This is a genomic window from Psychrobacillus sp. AK 1817 (genome assembly GCF_008807035.1).
Lineage (GTDB): Bacteria > Bacillota > Bacilli > Bacillales_A > Planococcaceae > Psychrobacillus > Psychrobacillus faecigallinarum.
In genome coordinates, this window is record NZ_CP031739.1 from 2906847 (window position 1) to 2921781 (window position 14935).

The following is a 14935-nucleotide window of genomic DNA, read 5'->3' on the forward strand; positions in this document are numbered from 1 at the left end:
TTCAGAGAAACGCACTTTGGAGAAGCTTTTTGAACTAGAGTAGAAAAGATCGGGGAAGTCCTCGTTAATAACGTTAAAGCGGTCACAATATGTGACAACTAGAGTGGTACCACGGGAATTTCAGCTCTCGTCTCTTCATAGAGATGAGAGCTTTTTTATATGGAAAAACAAAATGGAGGGTGAATATATATGGAACTATTAAAGCAAATTGCTATTTCGATTGAGACTGAGTTAGAAAGTAAGTTAACAGTGAAAGAAATACAAATGCTTTTAGAGAAACCAAAGAACATTGAATTAGGAGATTTAGCATTTCCTTGTTTTACGCTAGCGAAATTATATAAAAAATCACCACAGCTTATCGCTTCTGAATTGGCAAAACAGGTGAAGAGTTCACTTATTGCTAATGTAGAGGCAGTAGGGGGCTATTTGAACATCTTTTATGACCAGAAAACTATTGCGAAAGAAGTGTTAGGGGAAATACTTAAAAATCAAAACAATTATGGCCAGCTACCAATGAAAGACGAACAAGTTACTATAGACCTTTCCTCACCAAATATTGCTAAGCCATTCTCTATGGGACATTTACGTTCAACTGTAATCGGAAATGCTCTTGCCAATATTTCTGAGAAAAATGGCTACAAAGCTGTTCGTATTAATCATTTAGGTGATTGGGGAACTCAATTTGGAAAGCTGATCGTTGCTTATAAGCTATGGGGAGACAAAGAAAAAATTGAAGCCTCCCCAATAGAGGAATTATTGAAAATCTATGTAAAATTCCATGAAAAGGCTGAAGTGGATGAAGAGCTCAATGTTGAGGCAAGAGCTGCCTTCAAGAGTCTAGAGCAGGGTAACGAAGAGGCACTACAGCTTTGGAAATGGTTCAAGGAAGCCTCTCTTAAAGAATTTCAATATATCTATGAATTACTAGGAATTCAGTTTGATTCCTTTAATGGAGAAGCATTCTATAATGACAAAATGGAAACGGTCGTCAAAGAAATAGAAGAAAAGTGTTTGCTCGTGGAATCTGACGGGGCATTAGTAGTTGAGTTAGAGAATATGCCGCCATGTTTGATCAAAAAAACCGATGGAGCTACTCTATACGCAACGAGAGATTTAGCTGCAGCCTTGTATCGTCAAAATAACTATGCCTTTACTAAAGCATTTTATGTAGTCGGCAACGAACAATCACTTCACTTTAAACAGCTTTTCAGTGTGCTTCAAAAAATGGGCTATGCGTGGGCAAAGGACTGTCAGCATGTACCTTTTGGGATGATGCTTAAGGATGGTAAGAAGATGTCGACTCGTAAAGGAAAAGTGGTTTTATTAAAAGAAGTCTTAAACGAAGCTATCGGGGAGGCGAAAAAAAGTATTGAGGAGAAAAATCCTTCACTTCTTCACAAAGAGGAGGTTGCTAAATCAGTTGGAGTAGGGGCCGTCATCTTCCATGATTTAAAAAATCATCGTATGAATGATGTAGAATTTTCTCTGGAGCAAATGCTTAACTTCGAGGGTGAGACTGGACCCTATGTTCAGTACACTCACGCACGCATAAACTCACTCCTTCAAAAAGGTAAGTTTGAGACTAATAACATGAGTTTTGAAGGACTAGGCGAACTTGCATGGCCAACGATAATGACACTTCAAGGCTTTCCACAGGTTATCCAGAAATCCTTTGAACATGCAGATCCATCACTTATCGCAAAATATTGCCTAACGCTATCTCGCCATTTCAATAAATATTATGCGAACACAAAAATATTAGTTGGTGATGAAACAAAGCGATCGAAGCTGACACTTTGTTATGCGGTTGCCATAGTTTTAAAGGAAGGGTTAAGTTTACTTGGGATAGATGCTCCGGAGCAGATGTAGAAAAGCCCCACTGTCTTGCTGACAGTGGGAATTTCTTCAAAGCTTCTTACTTGCTAGCCTTATGTTTGAACCCTTTACCTCTGTAAAATAACCTCCAAACATATTCTAAGGGACCTGATTGAAACTTTAAATGTTTAATCCAAAGATAGCTAAGTAAAAACTGAAATATATAAATGGATATAGCGATGATAGTGGTTTGCCAAAGCTGAATTTCTCCAAATAAGCCCAGACCATAGCTATAAAATAAGAGGCTACAAATCACGGATTGTAAAATATACATACTAAAACCAAGCTTTCCAATGTAAGAAAAGAATAATAGTTGTTCTTTATATTTTAGGAAAGCAAGACAGAAGAAACAAAGATAGCCTAGCATCAGTAATGGACCTGCTATAAATACACCTATCATTTCCAACATAAGATTCGAGGAGTTCGACAATAACATAGGTAATTCTAAGATAACTCCGGAAAATGTGGCAATTAGTCCAAAAACAAGGAAAGAATGCTTTTTCTCGTGAAGGTTCTCTAATAGCCTTCTTTTTCCAAAAAATACTCCAAGTAAAAATATCCCTAAAATTTGAGGGAAAAACAATATCATATTGAAAAAGCTCATAACAAAGTCCATAGAACGTTTTGCTACTATTTCACCAAAATTTCCTTCCGCATAAATTTGCTTATCTATTTCTTGAGATAATTTAATCTCTTCGGAAAAATCCATAGAAGAATAGTCCCCTGTTCCAGTTGTCAATATGGTAGATATACCAAGTAGAAGTGGGACAATAGAAAGTAATACAAGAGACCAAATAAGTATTGTCTTAGACTTTCGTTTTAAGAAAAATAATATTACAATGCCAACTATTGCGTAAGTGGTTAAAATATCGCCATACCAAAGCAACAAGCCATGAATCAATCCGAAGATGAATAAGGCAAACATCCTTTTTAAGTATAAAGGGGTAAATTTTATACCTTGTGTAGTAGATTTCATGTACAAAATGGTGGCTCCATACCCAAAGAGAAAAGAAAATAGTAGCATAAACTTTCCTTCAACTAAAAGTGCAGTAAAAAAGTCAATCGACTCGTTGAGCTTACCTTCTATAGGAACTCCTCCCAAACTAATTGCTTGAAGTGATTCGTTAAAAAAATGTATATTCACTAACAAAATCCCTAATAATGCAAAACCTCTTAAAGCATCAATAACTTCAATTCTTTTCAAACTAATTCCTCCTTAACTTGTTATAAGAATAAGAATAGAATTGAAATATAATAAAATAATAAGTAAAAAGTTTATACTTTTGTTATAAGTATGAAATAGTATGAGTAAAAGGGGAGGTGTGCCATATTGCTCAAAGAAAAAATCCTAATTGTGGACGATGAAGTGGATATAGTTTCTTTTATGAAGGATTCTCTAGAGGACGAGGGTTATGAAATCTTAACTGCTCACAATGGATACGATGCTATTCAATTAGCTAAACAGAATCCACACTTAGTTTTACTAGATGTAATGATGGATGGGATAGATGGATTTGAGGTATGTGAAAAAATAAGATCCAATCTCTCTGGTCCTATTATTTTTCTTAGTGCTTGTCAGGAGGAATCTAATAGAATTAAAGGCTTGTTAGTTGGAGGGGATGACTATCTCATTAAACCATTTAGTCTTACCGAGCTTAAAGCTAGAGTATATGCGCATATAAGAAGAGAAAAAAGAAGAATCGAAAGCTATGCTTATGAAGTAAAACAATATGGGGAAGTAACCATTGATTACAAAGGTAGAATGATCCATATAAATGGAGTGAATATAGACTTAACAAACAAACAGTTTGATATTGTTTGGTTACTTGCAGAGAATAAAGGACAAGTTTTTTCTAAATCACATATTTATGAGCGAGTATGGGGATTAGAAGCTAATGGAGAGGATTCCACAGTTACCGAACATATAAAGAAAATAAGAGCAAAATTTCAAGCAATCAAGGAGGACAATACATATATACAAACTGTATGGGGAGTAGGCTATAGATGGGGGTAAAAACAACAACTCTTAATAAGAGACTTCATCGATTAATTGTCTACATTTTATTATGCAGCCTTCTAAGTACAATTCTTACATGGAGTGTTTTGATATATATCGGAGAATCAAAAATGCGTGAGGCCAGCTTTTATGAACAAATGATTCCTAAAATAGAATCGAAAATTCGATTAGAAAAAGACTCAATCTTAGAAGTTTCTCAAAAAAACAAGTTAGATATGATTATTCCATCCGAAGGTTTTAAATATAAGGTTATCGATATAGCGGGTACATATAAATACGGCAGCCATGAGGATCAATTAGACATAGATGTCAAACAACTATATGAAAGATTAAATATTGTGGATTACAGTGAGAAAAATTACTTTGTTAAATATATCCCTATAATTGATGCCAACGAAAACTTGCAAGGAGTAGTTATGCTTTATTATCAACTGAAGGTTACACCAATCGAATCCTCTGATACTCTGTTGCTAAAAGTGGGAATCCCATTAATTCTGCTTACACCTTTTTTCTATATTATTTTATTCACTATTATATTTGTACGAAGACTTAGCAGAGAGATAAAATTACCTCTAGAGCAACTAATGATTGCGACAAGCTTTGTACGTAAAAAGGATTTAAATTTCAACATAAATAAGTATGAAAAAATAAGAGAAATACAGCTTTTAATAGAAGCTTTTGAAAATATGCAAAGCGAGCTGAGTGATTCTCTACAACGTGAGTGGAAGCTTCAAAAAGAACGTAAGGAGGCTATTGCTGCCCTGGCACACGATTTACGAACACCACTTACTATTATCCAGGGTCATGTAGAAGGCTTAGAAGAAGCAAAGAAAAAAGGAATTGATCGTTTTGATAGATACCTAATTGTGATTAAGTCAAATATTCAGCGTGCAGTTAAGCTAGTTTACGACTTAAATCAAACGACTCTTCTAGAAAACGATTTTTTTCAGTTAGACAAAAAAGAAATTGATCCCATTTATTTCTTTCAGGGGAAGATGGAGGAATATGAACACTGGTGTATGAAAGAACAAGTTGTATTTACAGGTAAGCTTAAAGATGAAAGAAGTAAGAAAATCGATATTTTCGCTGATTCCAATAGAATATCGCAGGTACTGGATAATCTCTTCACCAATAGTCTTAGATTCGTACAAAAAGGAGAGATTAGCCTAAATGTACTTATGACGGATGACTGGTTATATATAAAAATGGTGGATAATGGCCAAGGGTTTGAAAAAGGAAAGGAAGCGAAAGTATTCGAATCCTTTTATCAAGGTATAACTGGAGAAAGCCGCAGAAACGGACATGCTGGCCTTGGTCTGTATATAGCAAAGACAATTATTGATAAACACGATGGAACTATCCAAGCTTTTAATAACGAAGACGGCGGAGCAACTGTTTCTATTAAATTACCTTTGTATTAAGTAGATATTGCCTTTATAAAGGAAAAAAGCTAAGCTTATTTTTAATGGGCTTAGCTAAGGTTAAACAAGAATTCGTTTATTTTAAATCGATGATTATGTCATCCATTTTGTATTGTTTTTGATCCGCGGTGCTATTATAGGAGCGGCCACGACCAATAATTGAACCACCCTCGCTATATCTAATGATATCATAATCATATAATTCTACGTCAGGAGTTATTATGAGTTGAGTAGCCTCAGGGTTAATTTTCTCATATATAGCGCCCCATTTAATATTATTCTCGTTATTCTTTAAAGAAGAACCACCACTTCCACTTTGCTCTTCCAGCGAATAAAGATTACCTAAATCATCACGTACTATTAAGTCGACTGCGATACTATCCCATTCTTCTTGCAATTTATCGGAGGGAATTTGTTCATAAAGAAAGTGAAACGAATTTGGAGATATCGTAAGCTTTTGAAGATGGATTGTAAGATCGTCTTGTTCAAGCTTTTTATCTATATTATAGATAGATATATCTGCCTTATTTAAAGTAAAGTTAAATTTCCAATCACCTTCAATAGGGTCATTATCAATGGTTCTTCCTGGACGTAAATAATCTATGTTCCATTCTATTGGTAAAGAGGTATCCTCTTCGTCCATTTTCATAGTGAAAATACCTACATATTTGTTTTCGCTCTCTGATACTTTACTTGCTTCATGACTTCCCGTTTTCGGAGAATTTTGAAGGTGTGGAATTCCCCTAATTACTACTGGATATCCTAAATCTCTATTGGCATCAATAGTATAGGTGACAATCATAGATTCACCATCATAAATGGCATCATTTACTGTTATATTAATTCCATTGCTTGTTGCGGTTAAATTAATAGGAGTAGACACATCTGCGTACCCCGCGTAAAAATCTCCTTTGACACCACTAGTTTCATAAAAGAATTTATAAATATTGCTGATTACTGGGATATTGTCCGCGTAGGCAGTGAAAGATAGTCCTACTATAGCTGAGACGCTCAGTCCTACGGCTAGGGAAGCGGCAGCTAAAAACTTTTTACTTTTCCTTTGTTTAGATGTGTTGATTTTATTTTTTAATTCTTTTTTTACCTTCGCTCGCTCAAATTCGCTTACTTCCATCTCTTCAAATTCGTCTACATCTATTTCAATATTATTAAATTGCTTGTAAAGATCTTTCATACATAGCTACCTCCTAGAAGAAATTTCTTAACCTGTCCATTTAGCCTCTTTTTTCCTCTGTATATACGATTATCAACAGATGCTTTTGTTTTCCCTAGCTTCTTAGCGATGGCTTCTGTACTTTCGCCAAGAAAAAAACGCATGATGAAGATCTGTTGATCGATTGGATCTAGTTTATGGATTAATTGCATTAGTTCATTTCGATTTTCTGTTAGAATCAAACTTTTTTCTATAGAGTCAGCTGGCTGAAGTTCCATCTGTTCACTAGAAACCTCCATATTACGAGTTGCTTTTCGGTAGTAATCGATAGCTTTGAATTTAGCGATTATACAAATCCATTTTTTAAAATCAGTTGTGTCGCCATTAAAATCCTTTGCATGATGCCAAATAGATAAAAAGATATCGTTTATGCATTCATCTATCATCCCATCATTTTTTAGAGGAGAAAGAACCTTGTAGGAAACGCCTTTTATTAATGGTAAGTAATTATCCACAACATATTCCAGTGCGTCTTCTTTTTCTGATTTTAGCCTGTGGATAAAATTAGATTCAGTTGATTTCATCTACAATAGCTCCTTTTGGTATTTGTAAAAGCTTTTACACTCTATATAACGCACAAATTTTAAATTTTTCTCAAAAAATGAAATATTTATTTTAGAGTAACATGAGAATTACAATAATTGGGCATAAAAAAAAGCCGCGTATTATACGCAGCGTTGTGTTACTTAATATTTTTACTTTGGTAGAGTAACTGAGATTCGCCTGAGAGTTCCCAATTCTCTACTGTTTCATATGCTTGCTCTGGGGTATATCCTTTACCAACGAGGACACCCATGAGTATAAATTCCTGGAGAATATGCTTTAAATTAACGCCTCTTTCCACATCACTGAGAGCTTCATTTACAAGGTATTGTGTATATTGAATCCACTGGTCAGGGAAGCCAACAGGCTCAGGCTTGTTCCAAGAAGTATTTGCTGAAGTATTTTCTTGCATGCTTTCCGGTACATTTTTTGAAATATTTTCCGTTAAAATATAATTATATAGTTGAGCATGTTTCATTTCGTCTGTCAAAATTTCGAAAACAATATCTCTGTATTCGCGGTAGGGTAGTCCTGCTCGTATTACTCTGTATTTTTCCATTGCTTTTAACTCTCCGAAAAAAGCTTTCTTAATACCGGCCTCATAATTGGCAGGAGAAACCAATTGCTCTTCTGTCGTAACCACCACATCATTACCAGTCAATGCTTTATACATTTCTCTGAACCACTGATTATGCTTTATCTCATCGTTTCGGATAGACGTGATTATTTCTATTTGTTCTTGATTAGGAGCTAAGGAGATTAGGTAGTCATAAAAAACTTGATCTTCCTTTTCTCCTTGTACGGCTTCGGCTATTAATGTTAACGATTGCTGATAAGCCTGTTGGGCATACATCTGTTGGTTATAGTTTTCGGTATTATTCATACATTTCCCCTTTTGTTATAGTCCTTACCTAGTCTATGAGAAAAGAGGAAAAAAGGTGTTTGGATCTTGTGCTAGGTTAAGTTAGGTACCATTAGTTAGTAATCCCGGATATTATCCGTTTTGCTACAGTTAATCTGCCATTGTCAGAGGTTAACTTTACTTGATTCGTTCCTGCACCGTAAACAGTTTTGGAATTACGTTCTCCAAAAATGTCTATTTTACCCCAGTCCACTTTAGCGTAAATAGATACATCTTTAGGCTCGGATTCGGTTTCAATCATGATACTGCCATTGTCTGTTTTTAGATCAATCATTCGATCAATGCTAGTTGTTAACAGTTCGATTCGTCCATTGTCGGTTTTCCCCAGGATATCCCCACTAACATATTGCATCGTTATGCGGCCATTGTCTGTTTCTGCATAAGTTTTCTCTGTATCCACATTGCGGAGTTCAATTCTGCCATTGTCGGTCGTAGTAGTTAGCTTGTCAGCCTGTACTCGATCTAACTCAATTCGACCATTGTCTGTGTTAACCTCCATAATAGTAGCAGCTATTTCTTGAAGTGCAATGGAGCCGTTGTCAGAAGTAATCTTCACATTTTTACCAAGCAATTTCTCTACTCGAATACGACCATCATCAGTTTTCATAATAATAGTTGAATAAAGTTTTTTTGGTAGAGCGACATTTACTTTTAGTTCTTTCACCTGAAAGATAAAAGTAAAGAAGCTCATTTTTTTAGATTTTAACTTAATGGAGAGAGTATCATTTATCACTTCGACTACAAAGGAAAGCTTGTCATTATCCCCAATCAGTTCCACAGTAGTTTCATCCGTTTCAGACGGAAAAACGTTTAGAGAACCATAATCAAGATCTACTAACACATTAGAAAAGTTAGGCTCCGGAATGCGTATCAACTTATCGCTTGTAAACGCTTTTGGCTGGGACTTCTCTGGAACATAATTCTCAAGAAGCTCCTGCGCAATAATCTTTGGTGAACCAAGTGAGGCAGATATTTCGCTGTCCGTTTTTCCATCTTCCCGTGCATTAGAGAAATATTCTCGAATATCCGAAATAATTTCACTGCGCTCGTCAGTAGTCATTTGATGTAATGCAAGTTCCAATTCCTTAATAAATTGTTGCTCAGTCATTATTTACACCCTCTTCGATTAGATTATTTACACCATCCGTAAAGCTTTTCCATTCATTTAATTGCTCATGAAGATATGTTCTACCGAGGTCCGTCAGCTTGTAATATTTACGTGGGGGACCTTCCGTTGATTCCTGTAAATAAGTTGTGAAGTAGCCTTCCTTAGTTAATCGTCTAAGGAGTGGGTAAACCGAGCCTTCAGAAATTGAGATTTGATCAGATATTTTTTGTACCAGCTCGTAACCATATCGATCTTGTTTATCCAACAAGACAAGCACGCACAGATTTAAAACACCCTTTTTAAACTGTATATTCACTTTTCTTTCACTCCCTTAGCTACTATTCAATAAACAGTACCGTTGAAAGTAATATATCATATGCTATTATACATTGCAAGGTACTGTGGAAAATAATATAAATTATAGGATTGCTTTTTCTTCATTTACGGGTGAACCCAGATAGTTTAGGAGACATTTGCATGGGTTTAGGGGCGAAAACTTCGTAAATAGGGGTGTATCTTTGATTTAGGTGCCACTTTCTACTGTTTACGGGCGTATCCGGTGACATTAGGAGACAGTTGCACAGGTTTAGGGGCGAAATTGGCCACTTTAGGAGACAGTTGCATGTGGTTTAGGGGCAAAAAATTAGTAAATAGGGGCGCATCTTCGATTTAGGGGCTACTTTTTACTGATTATGTGCGGATACCGCCACTTTAGGAAACATTTGTATGAAGTTTAGGGGCAAAAAATTAGTAAATAGGGGCGCATCTTCGATTTAGGGGCTACTTTTTACTGATTATGTGCGGATACCGCCACTTTAGGAGACATTTGTATGAAGTTTAGGGGCGAAAACTTAGTAAATAGGGGCGCCTCTTCGATTTAGGTGCTACTTTTTACTGATTATGGGCGAATTCGGCGACTTTAGGAGACATTTGTATGAGATTTAGGTGCCACTTTCTACTGTTTACGGGCGCATTCGTCGACTTTAGGAGACATTTGTATGTGGTTTAGGGGCGAAAACTTAGTAAATAGGGGCGCCTCTTGGATTTAGGTGCCACTTTCTACTACTGTTTACGTGCGAATCCTTTCGAAAATATAGATTAATCATTAACTTAGGGCCACTTTCCCATAATCCCGCTACTTCACCGATTTTCTGGGGTGCGGTATAATTAAAGCAAAATGATATGTGGCAGAAGAGGGGAATGGGAAATATGTTCAAGTGGCAAGGGGCAGCTGGTATTTGTTTTAATGAGCGAAATGAAGTGTTGATGGTTTTACAGGCTGCACCAGGAGAGGATAAGCTGTGGACAGTTCCATCAGGTACGTTGGAAGAGGGAGAAACATTTGAAGAATGCTGTGTCCGAGAATTTTGGGAGGAAACAGGTTTAACTGTTCATCCGAGTGAAAAGGTACATCAAAAGAATGGTTTACTAAGTGATTATGGTATTTCGTATTATGTAGAATACTTTGTGGTGAACTTTGTTAGTGGAGAATTGACAATCCATGATCCAGATGAATTTATCCACGAAATTGCTTGGAAGTCATTGGACGATATTAAGAGATTGCCATTAGCTTATCCCGATGATATCCACATACTTGAGCAACTTTTAAAAAACTAGAAGGCAAGCCTTCTAGTTTTTAGTATATTCACGAATAGCATCTCGTAAAAATTGAGCTGCCCCAGCCTGAACTTTATTATAATAAGCTGCAAAACGTTCGTCTGCCACATACATTTCGGCTAGACCCGCGTGAGCTTCCTTCGAATATTTTGGCCAATAGAAACTTATCCACTGCTTATGCAGGCTTGCTGTCTTTTGCCCCAGGTCACTTGTTGGATCGCCAGCTGTCATAGCTTCTTTTAAACTATCTAATACTTCTTGTTCTAATTTAACTATCTCCTCATATTGTTCCTGTGTCATATCTTTTAGCTTAGAGTTGGATTGATCTACTGTTTGATTTCCGTATTTATTTCGAATTTCTTCACCATACTTATCCTCATTGTTGTCCACAAGCTGTTGTTTAAAGCCTTCAAATTTTTCATTATCTGTCATTTTAATACCCCTTTCTTTTTCTTGAATCGATTTATCCACATTATTTATTAACAAATCAAGCTGGACCCTTTTTTGAAGTAGTTTTTCTTTGTGCTCCTTTAATGCAGCAGTACTGTCAAAGCTTGGAGAAGAGATGATTTCTTTTATTCGTACTAAGTTTATCCCCAACTCTCGATAGAACAATATTTGTTGGAGTCGGCTTACTTCGGCTGAACTATAAATTCTGTAGCCTGCCTCACTGAATCGGGCTGGTTTCAGTAAGTCGATTTCATCGTAATAGCGTAAAGTACGAGTACTAATTCCTGCAAGTTCCCCAAGCTTTTGAATCGTGTATTCCATTTCTTCACCTCCTGTTATAAGTAGTCTAAGGGTTCACGTAGCGTAAAGGTCAAGTGATATTATTTAAATCTACTCAGACATTTTTACAAGGCTTATGGACAATTACTTTACGAAAAGGAAATTCTATTTTATCTTTGAACAAAGGGGGATTTTAATTGACTACAATAGGATTTATTAGACATGGTGTTACCGCCTGGAACAAAGAAGGACGAGCACAGGGTACAACAGACGTACCTTTAGATGATGAAGGGGTGCTAATGGCAGAGCGAGTTGCTGAGCGGATGGAGAAGGAACAGTGGGATATCATATACACTAGCCATCTTATTCGGGCTAAGCGGACTGCAGAAATTATAGCAGAAAAGCAGCCTAGTATTGATTTTCGAGTAGATAAGCGCTTAGGTGAAATTGGTGGCGGTATAATAGAAGGAACTACCGAAAATGAACGAGTTGCGAAATGGGGACAAAATTGGAGAGAGCAGGAAATGGGCTTCGAGAAGGAAGAAGTTATTATCGCTAGAGGGATGTCCTTCATTGAGGACATAAAAAAAGCACACCAAGGTAAAAAGATTTTAGTTGTTAGCCACGGAGGATTTCTTGCAAGAATTTTATATGCGCTTATTCCGGATGGAGAATTCTCTAAAGACATAGGAAATACCTCTTTGACCATCGTTGAGCTGCAAGACGAGGCAAACCACTGTCATCTATTTAATTGTATGAAGCATTTAGAAAAGAGGGAAGTATAATGAAAAAGGATGCTTCCTATTATATTGAGTTTTTAGGCTTAGAACCTCATACAGAGGGCGGTTACTTTAAGTCTTCATTCGCCTCTACAGAAACTCTAGATGTATCTGGGTCATCTAGAAATCTATATACAAGCATTTATTTTTTACTTGGTGAGAAAGATATCTCCCACTTTCATCGTTTAAAGTCAGATGAGTTATGGTATTTTCATGGTGGAGACCCATTAGTTGTTCATGTAATTGACCCAAAAGGAAACTATCATGAATATAAGCTTGGGTTAGATATAGCCAACGGAGAAATGCCACAAGTAATCGTTCCTAAAAATTCTATTTTCGGCTCCTCAGTTTTAGAGGGCGGAGAATTTTCTTTAGTGGGTTGCATGGTTGCTCCTGGATTTGAATATGAAGATTTTGAGCTTTTCACTCAGGATGAACTTTTAGAGAATTTTCCGGAGCATGAGTTCATTATTCGAAAGCTTGCGTATGAAATAATTCCGAATTAATCGATTAGCCAAAACGCTTTCTTTAAATGATGTATAAGTTCAGTAAATGACATAGTAGCAATAAAAATGACTTCGGTGTGCAACCGAGGTCTTTTAATTTTGTTTAATATTCGATTGAGTAACTCTAAGTGCCTGGAATGATCATACTGATTCAAATTAAAAAATGAGCTTGGAATTACATTTCCAAGCTCATTTATCAATAGAATGCTTTCTTAAGATGCCAATTACTCTTTTCTTATCCGCGCAGAATAGGCATTGAACAGCATCGGAACGATCCACCTGATTTAATGATTTCTGAGAATTCGATTTCCAATACTTGATAACCATGCTGTCTCAGCTGGTTATTAACATCACGATTTGTTGGCAAACTTAGCACTCGGTTTTGCCCTATAGACAACACATTCGTACCCATTGAGAATTGCTCACTTTCGCTCACTTCGATTAAATGATACATGCTCGATAAATTTTCTACAATTTTAGGATCGAGCGCATCAGGATAAATTAATGCATCTTTTGAGGAAAGAATATTGAACACGCAGTCTAGATGCAAATATTTTGGATTAAAAGGGATAGGTATAATTTCAAAATCCGGCAATTCTTTTTGTAAAGCTTGAACAGCATCCTTACATGTACGATGGCTAATTCCAATAAACACACGATTGCCATCCACGATTACATCGCCACCTTCAATGGAATGCGTGGAAAGCTTCTTATACGAAATGTCATGTTCATTCATCCAATTTGCCAATACTTTCTCTTCGCCTTGACGAATAGGATTCGCCATTTCGGATATAAATAAACGGTTACCCAAAGTAAACCCAATATCTCTAGTGAAGACCTGTTCAGGGTGGTCTTTGCTTGGTTGTAGTTTTATCACTTCCACGCCTGCATTCCTTAAAGTCTGTTCAAACTTTTGATGTTGCGAAATGGCAAGTGAACGGTCTATATTATCATTTATATATTTTTTTTGTACGTCATTAATCACTTCTCTAATTTCCATGAATTGTGGTTCACATAAGACTACTTTTTGAAGCGTTCCATATTCACTTTTACAATGTATTTGAGATTTATCTTGAATTATTTTCACCATAAGTAATCCTCCATTTTCTTCACTCATTACTTTTGTATTCCCTTAATTTTTCATTTCATAACCTATTTGTGAAATTTATTTCCTTTTGTACCTAGTTGTTTCAAGAATTTTAGAATGGGGTAAAGAATATGTACATTAGTTAAAGTGAAGAATAGACATAATAAGATGTAAGAATGAATATAGTGGAGGAGATCGTATGATTACAAAGGAACAAGCATTATTAACAAAAGAAGATTTTCATACTAGAACTGACTTGCCTAGTTGGCTTTATAAAGAATACGAAACCTTTCATAACACAGTAACAGATAAAACGTTTCCATGTTTTTTTGGAATGAGTGGCGAATTAAAAGGCGAGCTCCGCTATGCTTATATCAATCAAGATGACTGGAGTAATCTACCTTCTGCAGTAGAAGAATTTCTAAATTTATTTAAATTACCAAACTACAAGAGACACGGTCTTTTTGTATTTGTGGAGCCTTTTGAGCAAGAGGGTTCTATTGAAGATTACCGAAAGCAGTTTTGGGATATCCTCCAATACTTACATGAAGTCGATGAAGTGGAATGGCCCGAAGACAGTCCTCGCGACCCAGAGCACTATTTATGGGATTTCCGATTCAATGGTGAGCCAATTTTTGTGTTTGGAAATGCTCCTGCATACAAGAAGCGAAAGACACGTCATCTAGGAAATGCGATGGTTCTTGGATTCCAACCGCGTAAAATTTTTGAAGGGTTAGAAGGAACTGAAAAAGGTGGCATTATGTCACGTGAAAAAGTTCGTAAACGTGTAGAAGTGTGGGATCAGCTACCTAAGCATCCAGACATAGGCCACTTCGGCGACCCGACACATAACGAATGGAAGCAATCCTTTATTGGTGATGATAGTGAGCCAATTCAAGGGAAATGTCCATTCCGCCATAAATCACAGGCATAATTTCCAATCCCCGTTTGGGGATTTTTTTGTGGAAATAAAGTACAGAGTGAGTACCGTAGAGATATGTTGCTTGAATTCGAGATTATGATTCATTCTGTATTAAGTTAATTATTTGTTGTGCAAATTGGTTTAATTAATTTAGTTTTGACATTTGAAAATGATTGAT

15 protein-coding genes and 1 other annotated feature (1 of these 16 running past the window's edge) are annotated in these 14935 nt (G+C 36.2%); of the genes, 7 read left to right on the plus strand and 8 right to left on the minus strand.

The annotated features are described in order from the left end of the window. Nucleotides 1–138 (plus strand) — a binding site (T-box leader); it begins 79 nt to the left of the window's first position. Nucleotides 139–189: 51 nt separating this feature from the next. After that, nucleotides 190–1869, plus strand: coding sequence for an arginine--tRNA ligase (gene argS / locus D0S48_RS14555; protein WP_151112346.1), 1680 nt, complete (start codon nucleotides 190–192; stop codon nucleotides 1867–1869). A gap of 46 nt (nucleotides 1870–1915) precedes the next feature. On the opposite strand, the gene D0S48_RS14560 is transcribed toward argS, so the two are convergent. After that, on the minus strand, nucleotides 1916–3079 hold the full coding sequence (locus D0S48_RS14560; protein WP_151112348.1) for a DUF418 domain-containing protein: 1164 nt from the start codon (nucleotides 3077–3079) through the stop codon (nucleotides 1916–1918). Nucleotides 3080–3205: 126 nt separating this feature from the next. Between D0S48_RS14560 and D0S48_RS14565 the strand changes: the two genes are divergently transcribed. Next, the gene (locus tag D0S48_RS14565) at nucleotides 3206–3889 is read left to right on the plus strand and encodes a response regulator transcription factor (RefSeq protein WP_225216098.1); all 684 of its coding nucleotides are present in this window, start codon (nucleotides 3206–3208) and stop codon (nucleotides 3887–3889) included. A 113-nt stretch (nucleotides 3890–4002) separates the two neighbouring features. Next, entirely contained in the window at nucleotides 4003–5313 is a 1311-nt protein-coding gene (locus D0S48_RS14570; protein WP_191963812.1) for a sensor histidine kinase, read from the plus strand. Nucleotides 5314–5389: 76 nt separating this feature from the next. Here the strand turns inward: D0S48_RS14570 and D0S48_RS14575 are convergent, their stop codons facing one another. From D0S48_RS14575 to D0S48_RS14595, 5 genes are all read right to left on the minus strand, one after another. Continuing rightward, nucleotides 5390–6505, minus strand: a complete 1116-nt coding sequence (locus D0S48_RS14575) for a DUF4179 domain-containing protein (RefSeq protein ID WP_151112352.1) — start codon at nucleotides 6503–6505, stop codon at nucleotides 5390–5392. Continuing rightward, complete coding sequence (locus tag D0S48_RS14580; protein WP_144539379.1) at nucleotides 6502–7068, minus strand: sigma-70 family RNA polymerase sigma factor; 567 nt, start codon at nucleotides 7066–7068, stop codon at nucleotides 6502–6504. The genes D0S48_RS14575 and D0S48_RS14580 overlap by 4 nt, the downstream gene beginning before the upstream one ends. A gap of 158 nt (nucleotides 7069–7226) precedes the next feature. Further along, the gene (locus tag D0S48_RS14585) at nucleotides 7227–7970 is read right to left on the minus strand and encodes a ferritin-like domain-containing protein (RefSeq protein ID WP_151112353.1); all 744 of its coding nucleotides are present in this window, start codon (nucleotides 7968–7970) and stop codon (nucleotides 7227–7229) included. 91 nt (nucleotides 7971–8061) lie between these two features. Then, the gene (locus D0S48_RS14590; RefSeq protein ID WP_151112355.1) at nucleotides 8062–9117 is read right to left on the minus strand and encodes a DUF4097 family beta strand repeat-containing protein; all 1056 of its coding nucleotides are present in this window, start codon (nucleotides 9115–9117) and stop codon (nucleotides 8062–8064) included. Next, nucleotides 9110–9433, minus strand: coding sequence for a PadR family transcriptional regulator (locus D0S48_RS14595; RefSeq protein WP_144539385.1), 324 nt, complete (start codon nucleotides 9431–9433; stop codon nucleotides 9110–9112). Before D0S48_RS14595 ends, D0S48_RS14590 begins: the two co-directional genes overlap by 8 nt. 893 nt (nucleotides 9434–10326) lie before the next feature. Here D0S48_RS14595 and D0S48_RS14600 point away from each other — a divergent pair. Further along, nucleotides 10327–10734, plus strand: a complete 408-nt coding sequence (locus D0S48_RS14600) for an NUDIX hydrolase (protein WP_144539387.1) — start codon at nucleotides 10327–10329, stop codon at nucleotides 10732–10734. A 12-nt stretch (nucleotides 10735–10746) separates the two neighbouring features. On the opposite strand, the gene D0S48_RS14605 is transcribed toward D0S48_RS14600, so the two are convergent. Beyond that, a complete protein-coding gene (locus tag D0S48_RS14605; protein WP_151112357.1) occupies nucleotides 10747–11505 on the minus strand; it encodes a MerR family transcriptional regulator in 759 nt (252 codons plus the stop codon). A gap of 155 nt (nucleotides 11506–11660) precedes the next feature. Between D0S48_RS14605 and D0S48_RS14610 the strand changes: the two genes are divergently transcribed. Further along, complete coding sequence (locus tag D0S48_RS14610) at nucleotides 11661–12248, plus strand: histidine phosphatase family protein (RefSeq protein WP_151112359.1); 588 nt, start codon at nucleotides 11661–11663, stop codon at nucleotides 12246–12248. Next, the gene (locus tag D0S48_RS14615; RefSeq protein WP_151112361.1) at nucleotides 12248–12748 is read left to right on the plus strand and encodes a cupin domain-containing protein; all 501 of its coding nucleotides are present in this window, start codon (nucleotides 12248–12250) and stop codon (nucleotides 12746–12748) included. The genes D0S48_RS14610 and D0S48_RS14615 overlap by 1 nt, the downstream gene beginning before the upstream one ends. A gap of 235 nt (nucleotides 12749–12983) precedes the next feature. Here D0S48_RS14615 and D0S48_RS14620 read toward each other — a convergent pair whose 3' ends face one another. Next, nucleotides 12984–13838 carry a dimethylarginine dimethylaminohydrolase family protein gene (locus D0S48_RS14620; protein WP_151112363.1) on the minus strand — a complete coding sequence of 285 codons (855 nt, stop codon included), beginning with the start codon at nucleotides 13836–13838 and terminating at the stop codon, nucleotides 12984–12986. A gap of 196 nt (nucleotides 13839–14034) precedes the next feature. Between D0S48_RS14620 and D0S48_RS14625 the strand changes: the two genes are divergently transcribed. Then, nucleotides 14035–14769 carry a YqcI/YcgG family protein gene (locus tag D0S48_RS14625; protein WP_144539397.1) on the plus strand — a complete coding sequence of 245 codons (735 nt, stop codon included), beginning with the start codon at nucleotides 14035–14037 and terminating at the stop codon, nucleotides 14767–14769. The last annotated feature ends 166 nt before the right edge of the window (nucleotides 14770–14935 follow it).